Annotated in this window: 23 protein-coding genes and 3 pseudogenes; 19 read left to right on the plus strand and 7 right to left on the minus strand. The window is 46.5% G+C overall.

What is annotated here, in order from left to right; all coding sequences use genetic code 11:
- Nucleotides 1-139 precede the first annotated feature (139 nt).
- The 4 genes from hpt to CSQ79_RS21840 all read right to left on the minus strand — a co-directional run bounded on the left by hpt (nt 140) and on the right by CSQ79_RS21840 (nt 4,452).
- Nucleotides 140-664: a hypoxanthine phosphoribosyltransferase gene (gene hpt, locus CSQ79_RS21825; RefSeq protein WP_099703239.1), complete on the minus strand. Its 525-nt coding sequence runs from the start codon at nt 662-664 to the stop codon at nt 140-142.
- Between the two features lie 55 nt (nt 665-719).
- The gene (locus CSQ79_RS21830) at nt 720-1,733 is read right to left on the minus strand and encodes an adenosine deaminase (protein ID WP_099703240.1); all 1,014 of its coding nucleotides are present in this window, start codon (nt 1,731-1,733) and stop codon (nt 720-722) included.
- A 172-nt stretch (nt 1,734-1,905) separates the two neighbouring features.
- A complete protein-coding gene (locus tag CSQ79_RS21835) occupies nt 1,906-3,351 on the minus strand; it encodes an NCS2 family permease (protein ID WP_099703241.1) in 1,446 nt (481 codons plus the stop codon).
- 492 nt (nt 3,352-3,843) lie between these two features.
- Nucleotides 3,844-4,452: a Uma2 family endonuclease gene (locus tag CSQ79_RS21840; protein WP_099703311.1), complete on the minus strand. Its 609-nt coding sequence runs from the start codon at nt 4,450-4,452 to the stop codon at nt 3,844-3,846.
- Nucleotides 4,453-4,589: 137 nt separating this feature from the next.
- On the opposite strand from CSQ79_RS21840, the gene CSQ79_RS21845 reads away from it, so the two are divergent.
- Nucleotides 4,590-5,123, plus strand: a complete 534-nt coding sequence (locus CSQ79_RS21845) for a GNAT family N-acetyltransferase (RefSeq protein ID WP_099703242.1) — start codon at nt 4,590-4,592, stop codon at nt 5,121-5,123.
- 40 nt (nt 5,124-5,163) lie between these two features.
- Here the strand turns inward: CSQ79_RS21845 and CSQ79_RS27150 are convergent, their stop codons facing one another.
- On the minus strand, nt 5,164-5,352 hold the full coding sequence (locus tag CSQ79_RS27150; RefSeq protein WP_143755491.1) for a hypothetical protein: 189 nt from the start codon (nt 5,350-5,352) through the stop codon (nt 5,164-5,166).
- Nucleotides 5,353-5,519: 167 nt separating this feature from the next.
- Between CSQ79_RS27150 and CSQ79_RS21850 the strand changes: the two are divergent.
- From CSQ79_RS21850 to CSQ79_RS21910, 14 genes and pseudogenes are all read left to right on the plus strand, one after another.
- Nucleotides 5,520-6,233 (plus strand): annotated as a pseudogene (locus CSQ79_RS21850) (IS1 family transposase).
- Nucleotides 6,234-6,655: 422 nt separating this feature from the next.
- A complete protein-coding gene (locus CSQ79_RS21855) occupies nt 6,656-9,286 on the plus strand; it encodes a PAS domain S-box protein (protein ID WP_502693955.1) in 2,631 nt (876 codons plus the stop codon).
- Nucleotides 9,287-9,293: 7 nt separating this feature from the next.
- Nucleotides 9,294-9,917 (plus strand): response regulator, encoded by a 624-nt coding sequence (locus tag CSQ79_RS21860; protein ID WP_099703244.1) that lies wholly within the window; start codon nt 9,294-9,296, stop codon nt 9,915-9,917.
- A gap of 221 nt (nt 9,918-10,138) precedes the next feature.
- Nucleotides 10,139-10,696 carry a DsbA family protein gene (locus tag CSQ79_RS21865; protein WP_099703245.1) on the plus strand — a complete coding sequence of 186 codons (558 nt, stop codon included), beginning with the start codon at nt 10,139-10,141 and terminating at the stop codon, nt 10,694-10,696.
- 70 nt (nt 10,697-10,766) lie between these two features.
- Nucleotides 10,767-10,892, plus strand: coding sequence for a hypothetical protein (locus CSQ79_RS28305; RefSeq protein ID WP_289501413.1), 126 nt, complete (start codon nt 10,767-10,769; stop codon nt 10,890-10,892).
- Nucleotides 10,893-11,168: 276 nt separating this feature from the next.
- Nucleotides 11,169-11,903 (plus strand): SDR family oxidoreductase, encoded by a 735-nt coding sequence (locus CSQ79_RS21870; RefSeq protein ID WP_099703246.1) that lies wholly within the window; start codon nt 11,169-11,171, stop codon nt 11,901-11,903.
- Between the two features lie 159 nt (nt 11,904-12,062).
- Nucleotides 12,063-12,395: pseudogene (locus tag CSQ79_RS29035) on the plus strand (alpha/beta fold hydrolase); the annotation flags it as partial.
- A 46-nt stretch (nt 12,396-12,441) separates the two neighbouring features.
- Nucleotides 12,442-13,167 carry an alpha/beta fold hydrolase gene (locus CSQ79_RS21880; RefSeq protein WP_099703247.1) on the plus strand — a complete coding sequence of 242 codons (726 nt, stop codon included), beginning with the start codon at nt 12,442-12,444 and terminating at the stop codon, nt 13,165-13,167.
- A 106-nt stretch (nt 13,168-13,273) separates the two neighbouring features.
- Nucleotides 13,274-13,747: a VOC family protein gene (locus CSQ79_RS21885; RefSeq protein ID WP_099703248.1), complete on the plus strand. Its 474-nt coding sequence runs from the start codon at nt 13,274-13,276 to the stop codon at nt 13,745-13,747.
- A gap of 75 nt (nt 13,748-13,822) precedes the next feature.
- Nucleotides 13,823-15,193 (plus strand): FAD-binding oxidoreductase, encoded by a 1,371-nt coding sequence (locus CSQ79_RS21890; RefSeq protein ID WP_099703249.1) that lies wholly within the window; start codon nt 13,823-13,825, stop codon nt 15,191-15,193.
- A 25-nt stretch (nt 15,194-15,218) separates the two neighbouring features.
- The gene (locus tag CSQ79_RS21895; protein ID WP_099703250.1) at nt 15,219-16,595 is read left to right on the plus strand and encodes an FAD-binding oxidoreductase; all 1,377 of its coding nucleotides are present in this window, start codon (nt 15,219-15,221) and stop codon (nt 16,593-16,595) included.
- Nucleotides 16,596-16,652: 57 nt separating this feature from the next.
- Nucleotides 16,653-17,405 carry a glucose 1-dehydrogenase gene (locus tag CSQ79_RS21900; protein WP_099703251.1) on the plus strand — a complete coding sequence of 251 codons (753 nt, stop codon included), beginning with the start codon at nt 16,653-16,655 and terminating at the stop codon, nt 17,403-17,405.
- 59 nt (nt 17,406-17,464) lie between these two features.
- The gene (locus tag CSQ79_RS21905) at nt 17,465-18,304 is read left to right on the plus strand and encodes an alpha/beta fold hydrolase (protein WP_099703252.1); all 840 of its coding nucleotides are present in this window, start codon (nt 17,465-17,467) and stop codon (nt 18,302-18,304) included.
- Between the two features lie 85 nt (nt 18,305-18,389).
- Nucleotides 18,390-19,100 (plus strand): SDR family oxidoreductase, encoded by a 711-nt coding sequence (locus CSQ79_RS21910; RefSeq protein ID WP_099703253.1) that lies wholly within the window; start codon nt 18,390-18,392, stop codon nt 19,098-19,100.
- Here CSQ79_RS21910 and CSQ79_RS28315 read toward each other — a convergent pair.
- Entirely contained in the window at nt 19,097-19,276 is a 180-nt protein-coding gene (locus tag CSQ79_RS28315) for a hypothetical protein (RefSeq protein ID WP_289501415.1), read from the minus strand. The two genes, CSQ79_RS21910 and CSQ79_RS28315, sit on opposite strands and share 4 nt — an antisense overlap.
- Nucleotides 19,277-19,361: 85 nt before the next feature.
- On the opposite strand from CSQ79_RS28315, the gene CSQ79_RS21915 reads away from it, so the two are divergent.
- The 4 genes from CSQ79_RS21915 to CSQ79_RS21925 all read left to right on the plus strand — a co-directional run bounded on the left by CSQ79_RS21915 (nt 19,362) and on the right by CSQ79_RS21925 (nt 21,354).
- Nucleotides 19,362-19,910, plus strand: coding sequence for a CPBP family intramembrane glutamic endopeptidase (locus CSQ79_RS21915; protein WP_289501416.1), 549 nt, complete (start codon nt 19,362-19,364; stop codon nt 19,908-19,910).
- Nucleotides 19,911-19,967: 57 nt separating this feature from the next.
- Complete coding sequence (locus CSQ79_RS21920) at nt 19,968-20,588, plus strand: FMN-dependent NADH-azoreductase (RefSeq protein ID WP_099703254.1); 621 nt, start codon at nt 19,968-19,970, stop codon at nt 20,586-20,588.
- Nucleotides 20,589-20,898: 310 nt separating this feature from the next.
- Nucleotides 20,899-21,036, plus strand: a complete 138-nt coding sequence (locus CSQ79_RS28320; RefSeq protein ID WP_289501417.1) for a hypothetical protein — start codon at nt 20,899-20,901, stop codon at nt 21,034-21,036.
- Between the two features lie 42 nt (nt 21,037-21,078).
- On the plus strand, nt 21,079-21,354 hold the full coding sequence (locus CSQ79_RS21925; protein ID WP_289501418.1) for a peptidoglycan-binding domain-containing protein: 276 nt from the start codon (nt 21,079-21,081) through the stop codon (nt 21,352-21,354).
- 91 nt (nt 21,355-21,445) lie between these two features.
- Here CSQ79_RS21925 and CSQ79_RS21930 read toward each other — a convergent pair.
- Nucleotides 21,446-21,785 (minus strand): annotated as a pseudogene (locus CSQ79_RS21930) (transposase); the annotation flags it as partial.
- Nucleotides 21,786-21,862: the final 77 nt, after the last annotated feature.

Raw genomic sequence — 21,862 nt, forward strand, 5'->3', positions numbered from 1 at the left:
TAAGATAATAGAGATATTAGCAAAAAAAATAAAATTAACTAAATTGCCATTATAAAAAAATGCTTTGCTATTCATATAGTATCAAAAAACAGAATCAAAAATAAAGTCTTTTGTCACATTTAGAAAAACTTAATATGATTCAATCTTTTAATGCATAGATAGCTGGAAGTTGTCGATATTGTTCATCCAGATCAATACCATAGCCGACAATAAAGCGATCGCCAATTGTTACGCCCAAATAATCAATCTCAACTGAAACTTGACGGCGAGAAGGTTTACTTAGTAATGCACACAGCTTAAGCGATGCTGGGTTTTGATTTTGAATTGCTTGCAGTGCTGTTGAAGTAGAAAGTCCTGTATCTACAATGTCTTCTATCAAAATGACATCTTGATGAGTAGCGACGCCTGGTGATAGCCCCATCAACATTTTAACCTCCCCTGAACTCACTGTTGCAGAACCATAGCTTGATAGCCGCATCAATTCAATATTGCGAATGGGAGTTTGCATTTGACGGATGAGATCGGCAAGAAAGACAAATGAACCTTTGAGGACACCAACTAAAACCGGAGTGCGATCGCGATAGTCTCGATCCAACTCATATGCTAGACGTTTAACGATATCAGCAATTTCTTGCTGAGAAATGAGCGGAACTTTGTTTGCCATAATTTTTCTTAGCATCTTCGTCTGTGATGCTGACAACTTCAAATCGCAACTAGTATCAAGATACGAATGCTTTTGCCATAAAATCATCTAACTCTGTAATTTTTGCTTGTTTTTCTTCAGGACTCAAAAAGGTTGCTTGAAAAGAATTCTTCATCATTTGATAAATATCTTGTTGACTCAAGCCTAAAGCTACCTGAATTTGTTGTAAATTCTCAGCAATATAGCCGCCAAAATAAGACGGATCGTCCGAATTTACCGTAACGCACAAACCCATATGCAATAGTTGTTTAATATTATGTTTCTCCATCGAATCAAAAACACATAGTTTAATATTTGATAGCGGACAAACGGTGAGTGGAATTTGCTGTTCAATCAAATATTTCACAAGTTGGGAATCTTCAATGCAGCGCACGCCATGATCGATGCGAGACACGCCTAATAGCTTAATCGCTTCCCAGATATAATCTGGTGGTCCTTCTTCCCCTGCGTGTGCTACGGTATAAAATCCAGCTTCTCGTGCTCGATCAAACACCTGCTTAAACTTTGATGGTGGGTTGCCCATCTCAGAAGAATCTAAGCCCACAGCAACAATAGTATCCTTGTAAGGCAAGGCTTGTTCGAGAGTTGCCATTGCTGATTCGGCACTCAAATGTCGTAAAAAACATAGAATCAAGTAAGAAGAAATACCAAGTTCTTTTTTAGCATCCTGCAATGCTTGGTAGATACCAGCATGAACTATTTCAAACTCAATTTTGCGAGAGGTGTGTGCTTGCGGGTCAAAAAATATTTCGGTGTGCTTTACATTCTCTGCTGCAGCTTTTTGTAGATATGCCCAAGTTAAGTCATAAAAATCTTGTTGCGTCTGGAACACACTCATCCCAGCATAGTAAAGATCGAGAAACGATTGTAGATTTTGAAAATTGTATGCATCGCGAACTTCTTGAACTGATTTATAAGGCAGTTCAATACCATTACGTTTTGCCAAGATAAACATCATTTCTGGTTCGAGGGAACCTTCAATATGCATATGCAGTTCAGCTTTAGGAATCTCTTGAAGAAAGGCATCCATTGTTTTTGAATATGGGTAATGGGTAATGGGTAACTGGTAATGGGTAATTGATTAACGCAGTGTTATTGATTTGTCAATTTGTCAATACTGACTCATTTCATTTGTTTTAATTGTCAATCACCAATTACCGATTACCAATTAGCAATTACCAAGCTTGAAGCGACATTTTGTATTACTCAGCTGTTCCAAAACGTAATGTCATAAAGACAAATCTAGCGATAAAGACTGCTGCGAGAATCCAGGTGGCGACGGTGACTTCGTGGGCTTTACCTTGTAGTGTCTTAGCAATGGGATAAGTAATGAAACCAACCGATAAGCCTGTTGCGATTGAGTAGGAAAGTGGAATAAAGAAAATTGTTAAAAATGCTGGAATTGCTTCAGCAGGATCGCCCCAACGAATTTCCAAGACACCTGCCATCATTAAGACACCTGTGATGACTAATGCAGGGGTTGTTGCATACGCAGGAATTGCCTCAAATATCGGAACAAGAAAGATTGCCAAAATAAACAAAACACCAGTAATCACCGCAGCAAAACCAGTACGCCCGCCTTCGGAAACACCTGCAGCTGATTCAGCATAAGTTGTCACAGTTGATGTACCAACGATCGCCCCAAAAGTAGTTCCAACAGCATCGGCAAATAACGCTTGGTTAACTCGTGGTAGTTGTCCGTCTTCTTTGATGTATCCTGCTTTCATACTTACGCCAGCAAGCGTACCCACCGTATCAAATAAATCAACAAATAGAAATACGAGAAGAACTGCAACAAAGTCGATAAAGTTAGCTGCGGTTAACCGTGAAAAACCAAAAAAACTTTGCCCAAATAAATCTGTTGGTGCGGTAGGAAACTGTACAATTCCTGTAGGCCAAGGTGTGTTACCTAAAATCCAGCCGAGTAACGCAGTTCCGAGAATTCCCCAAAGTAATGCCCCTTTAACGCGGCGGACTAAAAATGCTGTTGTGATAAAAATACCTGCGATCGCCAGAAGTGTATTTGGTTGTTGTAGACTGCCTAATGTTGTTGTCGTCACTTCACTCCCAACAATAATTCCCGCGCCTCCTGTTTCTGGATTACCCGAAAGTCCAATGTAGGCAATAAATAACCCAATACCTACCGAAGTTGCTGTTTTAAGTGACAGTGGAATCGCATCGATGATTTGACGACGCACGTTTGTCAAGGTGAGTGCAATAAAAATTAAGCCTTCGACAAATACGGCTGATAGTGCTAAGCGCCAGTCAATATTTAAGGTCAAAACAACCGAGTAAGCAAAAAAGGCATTTAAGCCCATTCCTGGGGCTAGTGCAAAAGGATACTTTGCCACAAATGCCATAACTAAGGTAGCAATTGCGGCGGCAATTGCAGTAGCAAAAACTTGTTCGGCAAATAAATCGCGTGGCTCATTTAAGAAAATTGCATCAGATAAAATTAACGGATTAACGACCAAGATGTATGCCATCGTCATGAAGGTAGTCAACCCTGCCAAAGTCTCGATGCGAAAGTTGGTTTGGTATTCACCGAATTTAAAGTAACGCGCGATCGTCGCTTGCCAACCTGTATACTGTGGTCCTCCTGGTGAACTTGGGTTCTGCGTTTCTAACTGATCGATATCGCTATTCATCTAGCAGTCTCCTTTAAAGTTTTGAATGCGTGAGTTGTGTTAGCGTAGCAGTGCCTTAGCACGTTTTGAGTTAACCTCATTCATCACTCGTAATTCAAAATTCATAAGTCATCATTTACAACTTCGCACCGCGCCGCAGTACGCCATCTTTTTTGATCTCTATTGAGTTACTTTACTTTTATGGCTCTTGGTATTAAAATAAGCACCACAATAAAATTGTACTAAAGCACATTTTTAGATTTATTTAACTAGCTGCATACTTTATAGCGATACGGAGTTATTTTTTGTTGATTAAGATACAGATTTTCAGTATGCTGAAGAACAGCTAATGTATGCTGAGGCGACACAAATAAGCATTTACAGCAAACAATAAATTAAAAATTGCAAAAACTACGTATACAAGTTATACCAATTAATAATAAAGGAAGTCTGATGTAGTATCACTTCACTAAATGAGAAATATAAATAAGTTCTCCTCTGCTTCCTCTGCTTCTATCTTCCTACAAATACTTGTTCGGCTGTTAACATCAATTCAGGAAATGTAGCAGAAAGAATTCTTTCTGAACCGCGAAATTGCCAAACTTGGTATTCACCCTCACTTAACTGATAAACAGAAATAGTCGGGAGTTTAGGAGTACCAATATAACGCGAAGCCCCTAAAGCTAGATAATCTACAATCCAGTATTCAGGGATACCTAGCGCTTCGTAGTCTGCGAGTTTTTTTAAATAATCATCGCGCCAATTAGTGCTGACAATTTCAACAACCAGTAATGGTGGCGGTTCCGTGAGGGCGATCGCCGCAGATCTTGTTTTCATTTGCCATTGTTCGGCTGTAACTACACAGACATCAGGAATTCGGGCAATTTTGCCTTCAACTGGCGGGATTTGAATGGCGATTGTGCCTTGTTTGGATAATGCTAGTGATCGCTGTTTGATATATTCTCTATAAGTGTCATTGAGATCCGCAATATCGGCGTGTTGACCAGTAGGTTGCGCCATCGCCACCAGTTCCCCATAGATTAATTCATAGGAAGTATCTGTCCCGTTTTCATATGCTAAATATTCTGCAAACGAGAAGTTTCTATGTAAAGCTTGAATCACAGTGTTAATATCATTCTTGCTAATAAAACTAACACTTGAAAAAAGCTGATTCGGTTTTTCTGAGTCCACGGAGGTGGACTTAGTTTTTAAGCTGCGACTTTAGTCGCCAAGCGTTTGTCAACTTTACGTCTACTTAAATGGGAAGAATCGCCATTGAAACCCACCGTTTGATTTTGCGCGAACTCACGCTAGACGACGTGGAAGATTTGGCACAAATCTATGCCGATCCTGTAGTGATGAAATATTACCCTAAACCAATCACCAGGGAAGAAACAAAATACCAGATCGCAAGAATGATCAATGGCTATCAGCAAAGAGGTTGGGGTTTGTGGGCGACAATTCACAAAGCTGATAACAAATTTATTGGACGCTGCGGGTTAATACCGCAAATTGTAGATGGATGTCCTGAAGTTGAAATTGGCTATATGCTAGCAAAAGAATATTGGGGACAAGGTTTAGCAACAGAAGCCGCCTGTGCAACTCGCGATTATGGTTTTAAGATTGGGTGCGATTGCGCGAAGCGCAGCGCCATAGGCGATCGCCTCATCTCCCTAATCGCCCCAGGTAACATTGCATCACAAAAAGTTGCGATAAAAACAGGATTGTACTACGAAAAAGACACTATTTTTCTGCGTAGAACTGTGCAGGTTTATGCGATCGCCTTAAGTTAGTCTGACTCTTTTGAAGAAAATCTAAGCTCAGCTAAATCAACTATATCGATGCAGCATCGTGCAAATGATGTTCGATGTTCCGCAGATTAGGCAACGTGTAACCAATAATTCCAATTAGGTATTGAGCCAAGATACGTGTAAAAACCTGTAAGATGGTCTGGAAACCGTTGATATACTTAGGTTTCAAAGATTGCGGATCGCCCATCTTTACTCGCTGAACCAGAAACAAAGTGGATAAAGTTCCAACTCCTCAATCAAATTCGGTACTCTATTCATTACTTTGCCCCTGAGACACTTTCCGTAACAATACTCCTACTTCACTGTCTTCCTGGTTTGATTGAATCAGAATCGATTGTCGGCGTTGCATAATGGAGGGAGGAAGTAGGATGAGTTCTAATGCAATGTCCAGAATGCCAATCTACTCATGTCCGTAAGAACGGAAAGAGAAGAGGTAAGCAAAATTACATTTGTGTTAGTTGTCGTCGTCAATTCATTGATAGCTATAGCGCACCTCAAGGATACAGCAATGACAGCAAGCAGCAATGCTTACGCATGTATGTCAATGGCATGGGTTTTCGAGGTATTGAACTTACAGGGGTTCACCATACAACTATCATTTATTGGGTCAAACAAGTTGGAGAACACCTACCTGATGCTGATGCTCCAGAACAAACCCCACAAGTTGGAGAACTCGATGAACTAGAAACATTTGTTGGCTCTAAAAAAACAAAATTTGGCTGTGGACAGCAGTAGACCACTTTAGAGTAGGCATCTGAGGTTGGGTGTTAGGTGACCATAGTGCAAAGACATTTGAACCTTTATGGGCAGTGGTTAGAGCATGGCAGTGTTATTTCTATGTCACTGATGGTTGGAGTGTCTATCCACGATTTATTCCAGCGGGAGACCAGATTGTGAGCAAAACTTATATGACACGAGTCGTTCGCGCAGCGTCTCCCCAGGGGAGAAGGTGAAAATACGCGATTGCGGCACTATCTAGCCCGATTACATCGCAAAACATTGTGCTATTCCAAATCGGAAGAAATGCTGAGACATTCAGTCCGCTTGTTACTTCACTACTTGAGATGTTGGGATGTCCCGATTCTCGCTTGATTCCTCCCACTATTCAGCAACGCCGACTCAAACTGCTTTATCAATGCTTTCTAATCTCTTCTGGTAAAATTCGACGATATCGATAGTATATGATTAATAAACGGGAACGGTTTTACTGAAAGCTCGGTCGCTAGCTAAGTTAGTGAGGTCTTTCCAATGGAAGAAGCAGCGATGCCGAAGGCGGTTCGCTTTGCGACCATCGCGCTTTCGGCAAGCTAACTGTAACGGCGTTTTGGTGCAGCAGTGTCATTGAAAAACCTTCAAAAAATTCACCCAGAAACTTAATTTTCTGGAGTTTGGCGAACGATATACTTTAGGGGATGGCTGACGGTCCTTCGTCGGGGGAGAATTCAATGAAAGCGGCTCAAGCTCTCTCAGAAATGATCCATCTCGATCGATTAATTGCCACGTTGATGCAGGCAGTGATAGAAGATGCAGGAGCCGAAACAGGCGCTCTGATCCTGAAAGATGATCGACTCACTGTGGTGGCTCAATGCAGCGGAAGTAGACAGTGTGACCTAGAAAAGCTTGCTGTTGCTGACTGTGCAACGATTCCTGTCTCCGTCATTCACTCGGTAGAACGCACATCTGAAACTTTGGTGTTTGATGATGCACTCAGCGAATCGTCTTTTTCAACTGATCCTTACATTCAACACCGACAAACGCGATCGCTTCTCTGTATGCCAATTCTCAAGCAAAATCAGCTGATCGGCATCCTTTATCTAGAGAACAATCTTAGTACCGGAGTGTTTAAGCGCGATCGCTTGCAAGTCCTGAAACTGTTGATGGCTCAGGCAGCAATTTCACTAGAAAATGCTCGGTTGTATAAACGGTTAGCAGACTATGCCGAAACACTGGAAAAGAAAGTAGAAGAGCGAACTCAAGCCTTGCAGCAGGAGATTGCGGAACGCCAACAAACCGAAGCCGCATTGAGACGCAGTGAAGCAAATTATCGCAACCTGTTACAAACCGCGAACTCCGTCATCATTCGCTATGATCCGCAAGGACGGATTCGATACATCAATGATTATGGGGTGAAATTCTTGGGCTATGAAGAACATCAGATTTTAGGGCGAACCTTATTTGAGACTATCATTCCAGACATCGAAACCTCTGGGCGCGATGTTAAACCATTCATCCACGCTTTACTTCGCAATCCTCAATCGTACCCGCAAACCGACGGTGAAAACCTGTGTCGAGACGGTCGGCGAGTTTGGGTTGCCTGGTCGAATCAAGCCATCTTCAATGAGCAGGGAGAGTTCGTTGAAATTTTATCGATTGGACATGACATCACCCAGTGTAAAGAGGCAGAAGAAGCATTACAGCGCAGTGAAACTAAGTTCCGCAACATCTTTGAAAACTCACAGGTCGGCATCTTTCGATCGCGCCTCTCGGATGGATTAGCTCTCGATGCTAATCAACGCCTTGCCGATCTATATGGCTTTAATTCACCCGATGAGATGATTGGGATCTTATATTCCCCAGACTTTTATGTAAATCTGTGCGATCGCCAACAAGTCGTTGAATTGCTGAAGCGTCATGGCGACCTGCAAAACGTTGAAATTCAGATGCGAAAACGAGACGGCACAGCGTTTTGGGGGCTTCACTCTTTTCATCTGAATGCAACCGATGGATATATGGAAGGTGTGACTACAGATATTAGCGATCGCAAACGAGCAGAAGTCGCTCTACAAACGAGTGAAGAGCGACTACGCTTAGCATTAACCGCTGCAAATCAGGGACTCTACGATATGAATATCAAAACTGAAGAAATCGTGGTTAACCCAGAATACGCTTTAATGCTAGGCTACGATCCGGCAACATTTCACGAGACCAAATCTAGGTGGATTGAGAGTTTGCATCCTGATGACAGAGAATCAATGGTTGCAATTTACAATGGTTTTATTACTGGAGAAGTCCCCAACTATCAAGCAGAGTATCGCCATCGTACCCAGGATGGTCAGTGGAAATGGATTCTTTCTGTCGGCAAAATTGTTACCTGGAATGAATTTGGTGAACCCATCCGAGCGTTGGGAGTTTATACCGATATCGATGATCGCAAACGGGCAGAAGCAGCATTGCAAGCCTCTGAAGCAGAACTGCGATCGCTCTTTTCAGCCATTCCCGATCCGCTGTTTGTCATTACTGCTGAAGGGCAAGTGATCGAAGCGGTCGCTATTTCGCCTGCTCAGTTGTATAGACCAATCGAGGAGCAGATTGGTAAAACACTGCATCAACTCTTTGCACAAGAACAAGCCGATGAATTTCTCAATTATGTTCAACAGGTGCTGAGAACGCAACAAGTGCTCACGGTCGAGTACAGTCTGTGGATCGATGGACGAGAAATCTGGCTTTCGGCTCGCATTGCACCCTTCCGGCAGGGGCAGGTGGTTTGGCTAGCGCGAGATATTACGGCGCACAAGCAAGCACAAGTCGCCTCAATTCTGGAAGAACGTAATCGCATGGCACGCGAAATTCACGATACACTCGCTCAGGCGTTTACAGGCATTCTGGCTCAGGCAGGAGCGGCAAACCAGGTGCTAACGGATGATTTGGAAGCAACCCAGGCACACCTAACCCTGATCAAAGAATTGGCACGAACTGGACTCATTGAAGCTAGGCGATCGGTCGTTGCACTCCGTCCTCAGCTTTTGGAGGAAGGCAGCTTACAGAGCGCCCTACATCGTCTCGTCGCTCAAATCAGAGCTGCTGCAATGGATACCACTTTATATTATGAGATCGAGGGTGCAGTGTATTCTCTGCCCACTGAAGTTGAGAGTAACCTACTGCGGATGGGGCAGGAAGCATTAACGAATGCGATTAGACACGCCAATGCTGACGAAGTTCGAGTCGAGCTAGTCTACGATCGCGATCGATTTTGCTTGCGTGTGAAAGACAATGGACAGGGCTTTGGAGTTGGGAGTATTCCATCTTCTGAGGGTTTTGGCTTACTCGGCATGAGCGAACGGGCAGAGCGCATCGGCGCACAACTCACGATTCGGAGCCAACCTGGACAAGGAACAGAGATGATTGTCACTGTCAATCGGGAGTAGCATCACAATGAGCCAAGCCATTCGGGTTCTGATTGCAGACGATCATGCCATTTTTCGGCAAGGATTAGCCACGATTATTGACCGTGACTCAGATATGCAGGTGGTTGCCCAAGCTGAAAATGGGGAACAAGCGATCGCGCTATTTAAGGAAAATCAACCAGATGTCACGCTCATGGATCTGCGAATGCCTGAAGTAGAAGGAGTTGCTGCCATCAGTGCAATTTGTGCTACTGCTAAATCTGCTCGAATTATTGTACTGACCACGTATGATAGTGACGAAGATATCTATCGAGGATTGCAGGCAGGCGCAAAAGGATATCTATTGAAAGAAACTGAACCTAACGAGCTTCTGAATGCCATTCGCACCGTTCATCGGGGTCAGAAGTACATTCCGCCCGACGTGGGAGCAAAGTTAGTCCAGCGCCTCAGCAATCCAGAATTGAGTGAAAGAGAATTGGAGGTACTTCACTCACTAGCACAGGGCATGAGTAATGCCGAGATTGCGGCGGCTTTGAGTATCGGTGAAGGCACGGTTAAATCTCATATCAATCGGATTTTGAATAAGTTAGATGTCAGCGATCGCACCCAAGCTGTGATTATTGCGGTTAAACGCGGCATTGTTAATTTATAGGGTGTACTTTCGATCGAATTGAGATTCTAACTTGAGTTACAACCAGCCTTATACTTTGCGATGGCATGGTTACTCTATCAATTTGTACTGTAAAAAATTTAACTCGCTATAGACGACGGCTTAAAAGCGATCGCCTATATTGAGTTTATACAAATAGAGATGCAGTCAATGGATTGAGCAAGTGAATTGCAAGGTTCCATGTTTGATGCAGATGTATAAAAATGAACGACGATCGTAGCCACAGTCCCTTACTTGTCCTACCTTCAACCCAAGATTGGATGCAAGGTGTGCTGAGTGCCAAGGTCGTACTGGTGATGTATGGAGACTATCAATGTCCTAAAAGTGCGGGCGTTTACAAGCTGATTAAAGGGATCAAACGAGAGCTTAGTGGTTCTTTTGGAGAGGGTTATTTATGCTTTATCTTCCGTCATTTTCCGCAAATACAGATTTATCCTCATGCTCAACGGGCAGCCCAAGCCGCTGAAGCCGCCGCTGTCCAGGGACAGTTTTGGTCGATGCACGACACTTTATTTATCCATCAACAACAGTTAGAGAACGGTTATCTTGTCGAGTACGCCAACAATTTAGGGCTTGATATCCCTCAATTTCTCAAAGAGTTGTCTAAACAAGTGCATGTCGATCGCATCAATGAAGATATCGAAAGTGGATGCAAGAGTGGAATAACCGCTGCTCCAGTCCTATTTATTAATAACATTCGATATACCGGATGCTGGAGAATAACAGAGTTGATAGCAGCCATTGTTGCTGCAAGTCACTAAGCTCTTTTCATAACTCATCAACGTTAGTAATAGACGAAAGCAGTTTTGTTATTTCATTGAGGGTAGTTCTATGACGCATTTACTAGTACAAAGCAGAAATGATTCTCTTCGCGACTCCTCGGTGAATCATACCCTGATTGCGATCGCACAAGAGGTAGCTGAGTTGCTGAAAACTTGTTTATCCAGTACAAGCTGATAACACTGATTAATCTGGAGTCAACAACCAGGAAGCACTCTAGTCAAAGCCCTTTAATGTAGTAATTTAAGCATTTTACAAAAGGATCATCGAAGCAAATTCGATGACCCGTAGGAATTCAATAAAACGCTGTAAGAATCTGAAAGTAGCCAAGCATTAGAACTGAGTACGCCTTAGAAGAAATTAGGACAATGGAGGCGATGGGCGTATCCGATAGTGAGGCAAGGATGACGACACGGGGATACAGGAACTTTTTGCAGACAGGAGGAAGTCAAGATGGTAAACGTTAATAGCAAAGTCATCGCAATCACCGGAGCGAGTAGCGGAATTGGTGAAGCAACTGCTAGATTACTCGCTCACCGAGGGTTGCGGGTTGTATTGGGAGCACGACGTACCGATCGACTTGCGGCGATCGCATCTGAAATCCGCGATAAAGGTGGCGTAGTAGAATACCGCGCTTTGGATGTGACTAGCCTCGAAGACATGCAAGCGTTTGTTGAGTTTGCCAAAGCGCGATTCGGTCGCCTTGATGTAATGGTCAACAATGCAGGGGTAAGACCATTCTCGAAGCTAGAAGTGTTGAAGATCGACGAGTGGAACCGCATGATTGATGTGAACCTGCGCGGCGTACTTCACGGCATTGCTGCCGCCCTGCCGCTCTTCAAACAGCAACACGCTGGACAGTTTGTGAATCTAGCCTCGGTTGGCGGACATCTTGTTTTTCCCTATGCTGCGGTTTACTGTGCCACCAAGTTTGCGGTGCGGGCAATCTCTGAGGGATTGCGGCAAGAATCGACAGATATTCGAGTGACAGTGATCTCGCCCGGCAATACGGAATCTGAAATCGGCAACACCATCACTGATGCGGAAGCGGCGCAGTGGGCAGCAGAATTTCGCACCTCCATTATGCCACCAGATACGATCGCGCGTGCCATTGCCTTTGCGATCGAGCAACCAGACGACGTGGATGTGAATGAAATCCTCGTTCGACCGATTGGACAGAGCGGCTAAGTAACACTGTCCCAGGGTCATGTTTTCATGAGTTTCAACCCACTACAACAATTGAACTGAACAACCCCAAAAGAGATCGCAACATGAATACGCTCACCATCAGGAACAGCATCCGCCTGTTTCTGATGGTCGCCCTCTTTTTAGGAACCATCGCCCCGCGGCAAACACCTCTACATTCAGCAGAACAAGTTCCACGCCCAGTTTGCTGCGGATGTGTCCGCTAACGACGCGCAACTGATGGCTAGCACCCAGCGCCCGATTACGGAAGCCTCGCTGAACGAAGCCTCCGGTGCGCCCGCATGGAAATCTACCCCGTCCTAGATTATTTATGGCGATCGCGACTTGAACATTCCTCCAGCGGCACTGTCTTTCATGGCGAACCGCGCTAACTCAAAGGAGACCATTGTTGTGAATGGCGCGTCCCATGTCGTGATGGTTTCCCATTCAGATGCCGTTGCCAAGCTCATCGATCGTGCTGCAACCGCCCCATAGACGAAGCATAAATATTAGAACGCTGAATCACTTTAAGAGCAATTCTATGTCAACTTTTGTCTTGGTTCATGGCTCCTGGCATGATGGTTCTGCTTGGCAAGCAGTCGTTGACCATCTAGAAGCGAAAGGGCATCAGGCTTTTGCTCCCACGATCGCAGGTCATGGTAAAGGCGTGAATAAGAACGTTAACCATGCTCAATGCACACAATCGATCGTCGATTACATTGTGGACAAAGACTTAACCGATATTGTTCTCTTAGGTCATAGTTTTGCCGGAACAATCATTGCGAAAGTTGCCGAAGCGATTAGCGATCGCATTCGACGACTGATCTTCTTAGATGCTTTTGTCCTCAATGATGGTGAAAGCCTCAGAGATAACCTTCCGCCGCACTATCAAGCGCTATTTGACTCTCTAGCTAGAGAATCGGACGATCATACGCTGGTGATGCCGTTTGAGCTTTGGCGAGAAGCGCTTCTCAACGATGCTGACCTCGAACTGGCTCGATCCAGTTACGCACAACTATCCCCTGAACCGTATCAACCGTGGATTGACAAGTTGGACTTGAAGCAGTTTTACTCGCTGCCCATGCCTAAAAGTTACCTCTACTGTACAGAAGATAATGTCCTCCCTCAAGGCGAGTGGGGTTGGCATCCGAGAATGTCTAACCGCTTGGGGCTATTTCGGCTTGTACAAATGCCTGGTAGTCACGAGGTCATGTTTTCTAACCCGATCGGTTTAGCCGAAAAGATGATTGTGGCAGGGCGCGACTAGCAGCATTTATCTGTCTGTCGATCGACGATCGGACATCTCGCACTCCATTCGCTCACACGGTAAGACTCTGAGGGATCTAGAACATTCACAATTACAGGAGATTCAGATGACAATTTCAACTCAAACATCTTCAACTCTAGGCTCAAATCCTCTGAGTTCGATGCAAATCGATCATGTTTGCTTGAATGTCCCGAACTATGAGGAAACGCTTCAGTGGTATCAAGAAAAGCTCGATGCGACGATCGATCGAGAATGGACAGTTGATGTCTTCCCCGACCTGAAACTGGCTTATTTACAAGTCTATGGATTCCGGATCGAAATTATCGGCAGCACTCAGTCACGCTCTGGGATGCCCGAAGCTAAAGACCTTGGTGAAGGAGTACGCACGAGTGGCATTGGACATTTTTGTTTCCGTGTTGATGACGTGGATGCGGTACTGGCTGAATTGAATCGACGCGGTGTCCCAACCTTTTTTGAACTGCGCAGCGACCCTGGTGCTGGAGTTCGGCTCTGTTTGGTGAAGGACAATAACGGCAATCTGATTGAATTTGTCACTCCTTTGAAAGAGTCTGCACAGTAATTCCTGGAGGAAATCCATCATGGCTCACGAGTCTACAAAACTTGCGATCGCCAATACCACTGAAAAGGAGAAATCATGACAACTACATACCGTCACAGTGCTGCTTTCGACGATCTCGCAGCACTGCTCACAGGACAGCTTTTTCTGCCTCAAGCTGCTGATTATGAACAGGTGCGTCAGATCTGGAATGGTAAGGTGAAGACACAACCCGCTGCGATCGCTCGTTGTCTCACGGTACAAGATGTCATTCATACGGTTCGCTGGACACGATCGCAGGGGCTACCCCTCTCGGTTCGAGCGGGAGGACACGATACTGCTGGACGAGCGTTGTCTGAGGGCGTGGTGATTGATTTGTCTCAGATGAGAACTGTCACCGTTGATCCTGTTGCACGCACAGCGCACGTTCAAGCTGGAGCAACGATCAGTGATCTGATCGAGACAACCACCCAATATGGGTTGGTGACAGCGACAGGAACCTGCTCCGCCGTTGGCATGGCTGGATTTACCCTGGGAGGAGGATACAGCGAACTTACAGGGGCTTATGGGCTGGGTATTGATAATCTACTGTCTGCACAAGTGGTCACTGCCGATGGGCAACTTATCACCGCAAACGCCAAAGAACATCCCGATCTGCTTTGGGGACTACGCGGTGGGGGAGGCAACTTTGGCGTTGTCGTCTCGCTGGAGTATCGCCTGCATCCACGCCCGACCGTGTTATCTGGGTTACTGCTCTATCCGCTAGGGGAAGCTAAAACCGTGTTAAGCCGTTTGAACGACTTCATGGCGACTATCCCCGATGAATTGACGATTCTGTCTGGGTTCATTCAGATGCCAGAGGGCGCGACAGTTCTCTTTCTCTTACCGCTCTACTGTGGTGACGCAGCAGGTGAGCCAGTAATCGCCCCCCTACGAACCTTTGGGACTGTGCTATTCGATCAGGTGCGATCGATGACGTATCGCGAATTTATTCATCAGTGGGATGCGAATGCACCGAAGGGGCGTCACTACTATGCTAAAACACAGTCGATCAAAGGGTTTCAGCCTGAAATCATTGACACATTGATCGAACAGGGACTGCCCTTTTCTTCCCCCTTTTCGTTCATCGCGCTGCATCACTTTCATGGAGCCGCGAGCCGCGTCGGGGCGTCGGAAACTGCTTTTGCACTGCGGCAGGATCATCTAATGGTTGAGCTAATTGCAGCTTGGGAGCCACAGGACGACGAGCAGCGGCATCTTCAATGGGCACAAAACATCTCACGCTCCCTTGCACCTTATGCCTTAAAAGGCGGATACATCAGCCTTCTGGATCAGGAAGAACAGGAGCGTGTTCGGCTTGCTTTTGGGTCGAACTATGAGCGATTGCTCGATCTGAAGCAGAAATATGACCCAGATGATGTGTTTCGATCGACGATCGGACATCTCGCCCCCCATTTGCTCACACGGTAAGCCTCTGACAAATTAAGGAGAAATCATGACAACTACATACCGTCACAGTGCTGCTTTCAACGATCTCGCAGCACTGCTCACAGAACAGCTTTTTTTTCCTCAAGATGCTGATTATGAACAGGTGCGTCAACTCTTCAATGGCAGGGTGAAGACACAACCCGCTGCGATCGCTCGTTGTCTCACTGTACAAGATGTGATTCATACGATTCGCTGGACACGATCGCATAATCTACCTCTCTCGGTTCGAGGTGCTGGACATGAGATTTTCGGACGATCGCTGATCGAGAATGGTGTGGTGATCGATCTGTCCCAGATGCGAGCCGTCACCGTTGATCCAGACACGCGCACAGCTCAAATTCAAGCTGGAGCAACGGCTAGCGACCTGATTGAGGCAGCACAGCAATACGGGTTAGCAACCGTCACGGGAACAATCTCTAGCGTTGGTATGACCGGACTGACTCTGGGGGGCGGCTATGGTCCTCTGAACGGTGCCTATGGACTGGCTGCTGATAATTTGCTGTCGGCACAAGTGGTCACTGCTGATGGGCAGCTTATCACCGCAAACGCCGAGGAAAACGCCGACCTACTCTGGGGACTGCGCGGTGGTGGTGGCAATTTTGGTGTCGTTGTTTCCCTGGAGTTTCGCCTGCATCCGCTCACAACCGTGTTATCGGGCTTACTGCTCTATCCTTTGGAGCAAGCTAGAACTGTGTTACACCGTTTTAACGAGTTCATCGCCACCGCTCCTGATGAATTGACGATTCGGTCTGGATTCCTTCAGATCCCCGATGGTCAGATGGTGCTGTTTCTCTCACCGACTTATTGTGGTTCTATTGAAGCGGGTGAACAAGCGATCGCACCTCTGCGGACTTTTGGTACAGTGCTGGTCGATCAGATGCAATCTGTTTCTTATCACGAATTAATTCATAGTAACGATGCGTTCACTCCAAAGGGTCGTCACGGCTACCTTCAAACTCAGTCGCTTGACGGCTTACAGACTGAGACGATCGAGGCACTGATTGAACAGGGACTGCCATTGCCTTCTCCGTTTTCGGCGATTAACATCCATCACTTTCATGGAGCCGCAAGTCGGGTAGGTGTATCTGAGACTGCTTTTGCGCTGCGTCAGGATCATCTGATGGTTGAGCTAATTGCAGCTTGGGAGCCACAGGACGACGAGCAGCGGTATATCCAATGGGCACAGAACCTCTCACAGGCACTAGCACCCTATGCTTTCAAAGGGGGATACATCAATCTCCTAGATGAGCAAGAACAGGAGCGCGTTCGGCTTGCCTTCGGGTCGAACTATGAGCGATTGCTCGATCTTAAGCAGAAATACGATCCAGATGATGTGTTTCGATCGACGATCGGACATCTCGCACCCCATTCACTCACACGGTAAGGCTCTGACAAATCATCGTCGTTCATAACAATCCCCAAACTCAACCAGGAAAATACCATGTCACAAAAACTCTCAGGAAAAGTTGCGCTTGTCACTGGCGGCTCCAGCGGCATCGGTCTTGCTACTGCCAAGCGATTTGTCGCTGAAGGTGCTTATGTCTTTATCATGGGTCGTCGTCAGACTGAACTTGATGCTGCGGTAAACGAGATTGGTAAAAACGTGATGGGCATTCAGGGCGATGTATCAAATCTGGCAGAACTCGATCGTCTTTACGCCACGATCAAGCAAGAGCAAGGTCACTTGGATGTGATCTTCGCCAATGCTGGCATTGGAGAACCCATCCCGCTCGGATCGATCGCCGAAGAACACTTTGACAAAACATTCAACATCAACGTCAAAGGTCTACTTTTCACTGTGCAGAAGGCACTGCCGCTGATACCAGAGGGTGCTTCCATCATCCTGACTGGCTCAACTTCTTCTATCGTTGGTACTCCAGCCTTCAGCGTGTATGGCGCGACTAAAGCTGCCGTGCGATCGTTTGCCCGCAACTGGACACTCGACCTTAAAGACCGCCAGATTCGAGTGAATGCGCTCAGCCCTGGTGTCACTCCGACTCCTGGTTACGATCAGTTTGGATTCAGTGAAGAGCAGGCGAAAGAATTTGTGGAGAGCCAAGCTAAAAATATTCCATTGGGACGAGTCGGCACGCCCGACGAGATCGCCAAAGCTGTTGTCTTTCTTGCTTCTGATGACAGCAGCTTTGTCAACGGCATCGAGCTGTTTGTAGATGGTGGCATGGCACAAATCTAAATGGGTGCTGTGTCCACAGCCAGCTAACAATTCAAATTCAGCATTCATAGGAGATTGCAATGCCTTACGTTACTGTCGGTCAAGAAAATTCTGCAACCATTGATCTCTACTACGAAGATCTTGGCACAGGTCAACCGATTGTTCTGATTCATGGATTTCCCCTCAACGGTCATTCCTGGGAAAAGCAGACCTTAGTGCTGCTGAATGCAGGGTATCGAGTCATTACCTACGATCGCCGTGGATTTGGCAACTCTAGTCAACCCTCATCTGGTTATGACTACGATACCTTCGCCGCCGATTTGAATACACTCATGACCCAGCTTGACTTGCAAAATACCGTGTTGGTTGGCTTCTCAATGGGAACAGGTGAAGTGACGCGCTATCTTGGCAAATATGGCTCAGAACGGGTGCAGAAAGCGGTGCTAATGGCTTCTGTCCCACCATTTTTGTTAAAGACGAACGACAATTTAAAGGGCGTTGACCAAAGTGTCTTCGATGGCATTATGAAAGCGATCGTTGAAGATCGTCCAGCTTACTTTTCTGAATTTTTCAAAGCGTTCTTCAATGTGGATGTGTTGCTTGGCGATCGAATTAGCAATGAAGCAATTCAGGCAAGTTGGAATGTGGCTGTAGCGTCTTCTGCGAAAGCGACTTTAGATTGTGTACCGTCCTGGCTCACCGATTTCCGCAATGATCTGCCCCGCATTGATGTACCAACCCTGATCATTCATGGTGATGCTGATCGCATTTTGCCGCTTGAGTCCACCGCAGCAAGACTCCCGAAGCTGATTAAAAACAGTCAACTTGTTGTCATCCCTGGCGGACCGCACGCCATCAACTGGACTCACGCCGATCAGGTCAATCCCGCGTTGCTAAACTTTCTGCAACAGGAAAGTTAATCTTCAGGTCATAATGCCAATCGAAGTGCTGCTGAGGCATCCCAACTGTAAATCAGCTTTGATCAACCATAGGAGAAGAACTACGATGTCAACTGTTGAGAACAAAGTTATTGCGATTACTGGAGCCAGTAGCGGTATTGGTGAAGCAACTGCTAGATTGCTTGCTCAGAAGGGTTTACGGGTTGTGTTGGGAGCAAGACGAACTGATCGACTTGAAGCGATCGCTTCTGAAATTCGTGAGAAAGGCGGCGAAGCAGAATATCGCGCTCTGGATGTCACTAACCTCGAAGACATGCAAGCCTTTGTCGAGTTTGCTAAAGATCAATTTGGTCGTCTTGATGTCATTGTGAACAATGCAGGCTTGATGCCGCTCTCGAAGCTAGAGGTCTTAAAAATCGACGAGTGGAACCGCATGATTGATGTGAACATTCGGGGTGTCCTTCATGGTATTGCTGCTGCTTTGCCTCTCTTCAAGCAGCAACGATCGGGGCAGTTTATCAATCTATCCTCAACTGGGGGGCACAACGTCTATCCGACCGCAGCCGTGTACTGCGCTACGAAATTCGCAGTCTGGGCAATCTCTGAGGGACTGCGGCAGGAATCGACCGATATCCGAGTCACGGTCATCTCACCTGGACCAACTGAATCTGAACTGCCCAGCACAATCACTGATACTGAAGCGGCGGAGTGGGTGGAGGAATTTCGCAAGACAATGATTCCGGCAGATGCGATCGAGCAGCCCGCAGAAGTGGATGTTAGTGAGATTGTTGTTCAACCCATCAGACGAAGCGATTAAGCACCAGGTAACAAAAAGGAGTTCATCACCATGTCTAAAATGTCTTCTAAAAACCACCCGCAGAAGCCCCCTGCCGCGATCGCACCCAACAAAGATTCCCGTCCGGGCTGGTCTGAGATCATTGTTGGTCTTGTCGTCTTAGCGATCGTTGGATTCGGGGGTGGTTCATAACTCAAGCGGCTCGGTCTTGACCCCGTAATCTACGGTCTGATCTTCGCTGCGCTCTCCGGCATCGCCGGAACTGCCGGGTTTGTCGCGGCTGTGTTACTGCGGATTCGTTCCCTGAGCGCCTTCGGTGTACGCCCAGTTTCCAAGCGCTGGCTGCGGATCGGGGTCAGAGCGGGAGTGGTTGCTTTCGTGCTCAGGATTTTGGCAGTCCTAGCTTGGATTCGGATCACCGGGGATGCCACCAATATCCAGGGTATGTACACAGAGGGCGGTAGGGGTGGAGTACTGTCTCTGGTTTTGGCGACGTTGTTTCTCGGCATCCTCACGCCCGTCGGTGAGGAGTTGCTCTTGCGGGGTGTCGTCGCCAACGCCCTGCTGCGCTACGGTTCATTCGTTGGGGTCGTAGGCAGCGCCCTAATCTTTGCTCTCGCTCACGGTATCAACACCGCCTTCCCCGTAGCCTTGGTGGTCGGTCTGATCGCTGGGGAGGTATTCCGCCGCAGTGGATCGGTCTGGACTGCCGTCATCGTTCACGTTGTTGTCAACCTGCCAACGGTTCCGGTGATAGTGTTCGCTGGCATGGGTCTTAGCACCTCCTCAAGTCAATCAGAGCGTGCAAGCTGTCTCAGCAACGTGAAATAGAGTCAAACGTACCGACCCAAGGAACACAATGAATAAGCCCAAATTTATTGAGGCACTATGGCAAGTATTTTACATCTTGATTCAAGTCCACGAGGCGATCGCTCCAAATCTCGCCAGTTGGCAAAGAAGTTTATCGATGCGTGGCATGACTTACATCCTGATGACGTGATCACCTATCGTGATTTAAGACAAACGCCAGTTCCTCATGTCACCGAAGACTGGATTGCGGCTGTTTTTACTGCGCCAGAAGCACTGACTCCAGAAATAGCTGAACTGCTGAAGTTTTCTGATGAGTTAGTGGATGAGTTTTTGGCAGCCGATCGATGTGTTTTCAGTGTGCCAATGTACAACTTCAGCATTCCGTCCAATTTCAAAGCCTACATTGATCAAGTGGTTCGTGTGGGTCGCACATTCATAGAGGAGAATGGTCAAGTCAAAGGACTGGCGAACGGTAAAAAAGTTTTGTTCATCACATCACGAGGCGTTGAGTTTGAAGCAGGATCTCCTTACGAAGGATGGGATAGTCAGGAACCTGCGCTCCGGTATGCTTTTCAATACATGGGTGTGACCGACATTCAGTTCATTCATGCCAATGGTCTAGATATGGGAGACGAGGCACGAAAACGGGGGCTAGACGAAGCACAATCTAAAATTCAAGAGCTAGTTAATGGCTGGTAGCACTAGTCAGCGAATCAGTCGATATTGATGTTATCGGAAAACAGACTTAGCGATTATCTCTGGGGAACCTTGCTTCGCAAAATGACCTCCAAACAGGTTCGCTAACCCCATAAGAATCTGAAAGAAGTTGAGCGTTGACAATCATTACACTCAAGTTAGATCAGACGAGAATCCAATGCAGCTTGCATCAGACATACAACAACAGAATTGGCAAGCGATAGCGCTAGCGCGCTCGCAGAGCTTCGCACTAAGCAAGTAAAACGCCAACAGCAAGCAAAGGTACGTTCAAACGACAAACAGGAGAAAGATAATGAAATCGATCACGACACAACGCTCAATTTCTGAAATCACTGCCATGCTTGCTAAAATCACTCTGTCAATCGTAGTCACAACAGGAGTGATTGGGGCTGTGCAAACGAATTCGGCGATCGCCACTCCCTCAGTCTAATCCTCTCCCATACTGGTTGCTACTGCCTATACGAATTTCACATTGCCAACTTTGAGGCGGGGCGATCGCGGCAGAAGTGTGCAAATGTTGCAGCAAATTCTCTCAGACAATGGTTTCTTAGGTGCCGCCGGAGTCAGGTTGAGAAATCCGAGTGGTGCCGTTGTTGATGGCGCATTTGGTGTGATTACAGAGTCTGCGGTGAGAAACTTACAACAACGCTACAACATCCCCGTTACAGGGCAGGTCAACCCTGTGACGTGGGAGGTGCTGGATATGCAGGAGAATCCCTATCGATCGCCGCTTCCCTGGAAATCGTAAGAAGAACGGAGATTATAAACCTCGATTTAGATGAGCGCAGTTTGCTTCGCGAGTTTTCTGAGATATTGTCAAGTCTGGTGTATGGGGAAAATTAGGCGGCCTCGTTTTGACGAGCGTGATCGGGTAGCGCTTCGACTCTCACGCCATCGGTGAACTTGACTTTCTCAATCACTTGTGCCAAGCGGTCGAACTTTTGAATTCGCAACCAGCGTTGCTGGGCGCTTTGCACCAACTTGAACACCAACGAGAGAATGCAAGGGTTGTGAAACACACCCGCGTGTTTTGTCGGTTCGCAAGCGCACGGTGGCAAAGGTCGATTCAATTGGGTTCGAGGTGCGGATGTGTAACCAGTGTTCTGCCGGGAAGTTGTAAAACGCCAGCAGTGCCGTTCGGTCTTTGCTCAAGCACTCGACAGTTTTCGGGTACTTTGATTAGGTATGTTTACCACAAAGAATATAAAATACTGTGTGGTTAAACAGTGAGGGATAAATGTATTTTCAGTCACTTC

The sequence above is a fragment of the Gloeocapsopsis sp. IPPAS B-1203 genome, assembly GCF_002749975.1.
GTDB lineage: Bacteria > Cyanobacteriota > Cyanobacteriia > Cyanobacteriales > Chroococcidiopsidaceae > Gloeocapsopsis.

Coding starts and splice junctions, on each gene's coding strand:
- hpt (WP_099703239.1), bottom strand. CDS start 664: ATGGCAAACAAAGTTCCGCTCATTTCTCAGCAAGAAATTGCTGATATC.
- CSQ79_RS21830 (WP_099703240.1), bottom strand. CDS start 1,733: ATGGATGCCTTTCTTCAAGAGATTCCTAAAGCTGAACTGCATATGCAT.
- CSQ79_RS21835 (WP_099703241.1), bottom strand. CDS start 3,351: ATGAATAGCGATATCGATCAGTTAGAAACGCAGAACCCAAGTTCACCA.
- CSQ79_RS21845 (WP_099703242.1), top strand. CDS start 4,590: ATGGGAAGAATCGCCATTGAAACCCACCGTTTGATTTTGCGCGAACTC.
- CSQ79_RS21860 (WP_099703244.1), top strand. CDS start 9,294: ATGAGCCAAGCCATTCGGGTTCTGATTGCAGACGATCATGCCATTTTT.
- CSQ79_RS21865 (WP_099703245.1), top strand. CDS start 10,139: ATGAACGACGATCGTAGCCACAGTCCCTTACTTGTCCTACCTTCAACC.
- CSQ79_RS28305 (WP_289501413.1), top strand. CDS start 10,767: ATGACGCATTTACTAGTACAAAGCAGAAATGATTCTCTTCGCGACTCC.
- CSQ79_RS21870 (WP_099703246.1), top strand. CDS start 11,169: ATGGTAAACGTTAATAGCAAAGTCATCGCAATCACCGGAGCGAGTAGC.
- CSQ79_RS21880 (WP_099703247.1), top strand. CDS start 12,442: ATGTCAACTTTTGTCTTGGTTCATGGCTCCTGGCATGATGGTTCTGCT.
- CSQ79_RS21885 (WP_099703248.1), top strand. CDS start 13,274: ATGACAATTTCAACTCAAACATCTTCAACTCTAGGCTCAAATCCTCTG.
- CSQ79_RS21890 (WP_099703249.1), top strand. CDS start 13,823: ATGACAACTACATACCGTCACAGTGCTGCTTTCGACGATCTCGCAGCA.
- CSQ79_RS21895 (WP_099703250.1), top strand. CDS start 15,219: ATGACAACTACATACCGTCACAGTGCTGCTTTCAACGATCTCGCAGCA.
- CSQ79_RS21900 (WP_099703251.1), top strand. CDS start 16,653: ATGTCACAAAAACTCTCAGGAAAAGTTGCGCTTGTCACTGGCGGCTCC.
- CSQ79_RS21905 (WP_099703252.1), top strand. CDS start 17,465: ATGCCTTACGTTACTGTCGGTCAAGAAAATTCTGCAACCATTGATCTC.
- CSQ79_RS21910 (WP_099703253.1), top strand. CDS start 18,390: ATGTCAACTGTTGAGAACAAAGTTATTGCGATTACTGGAGCCAGTAGC.
- CSQ79_RS21920 (WP_099703254.1), top strand. CDS start 19,968: ATGGCAAGTATTTTACATCTTGATTCAAGTCCACGAGGCGATCGCTCC.
- CSQ79_RS28320 (WP_289501417.1), top strand. CDS start 20,899: ATGAAATCGATCACGACACAACGCTCAATTTCTGAAATCACTGCCATG.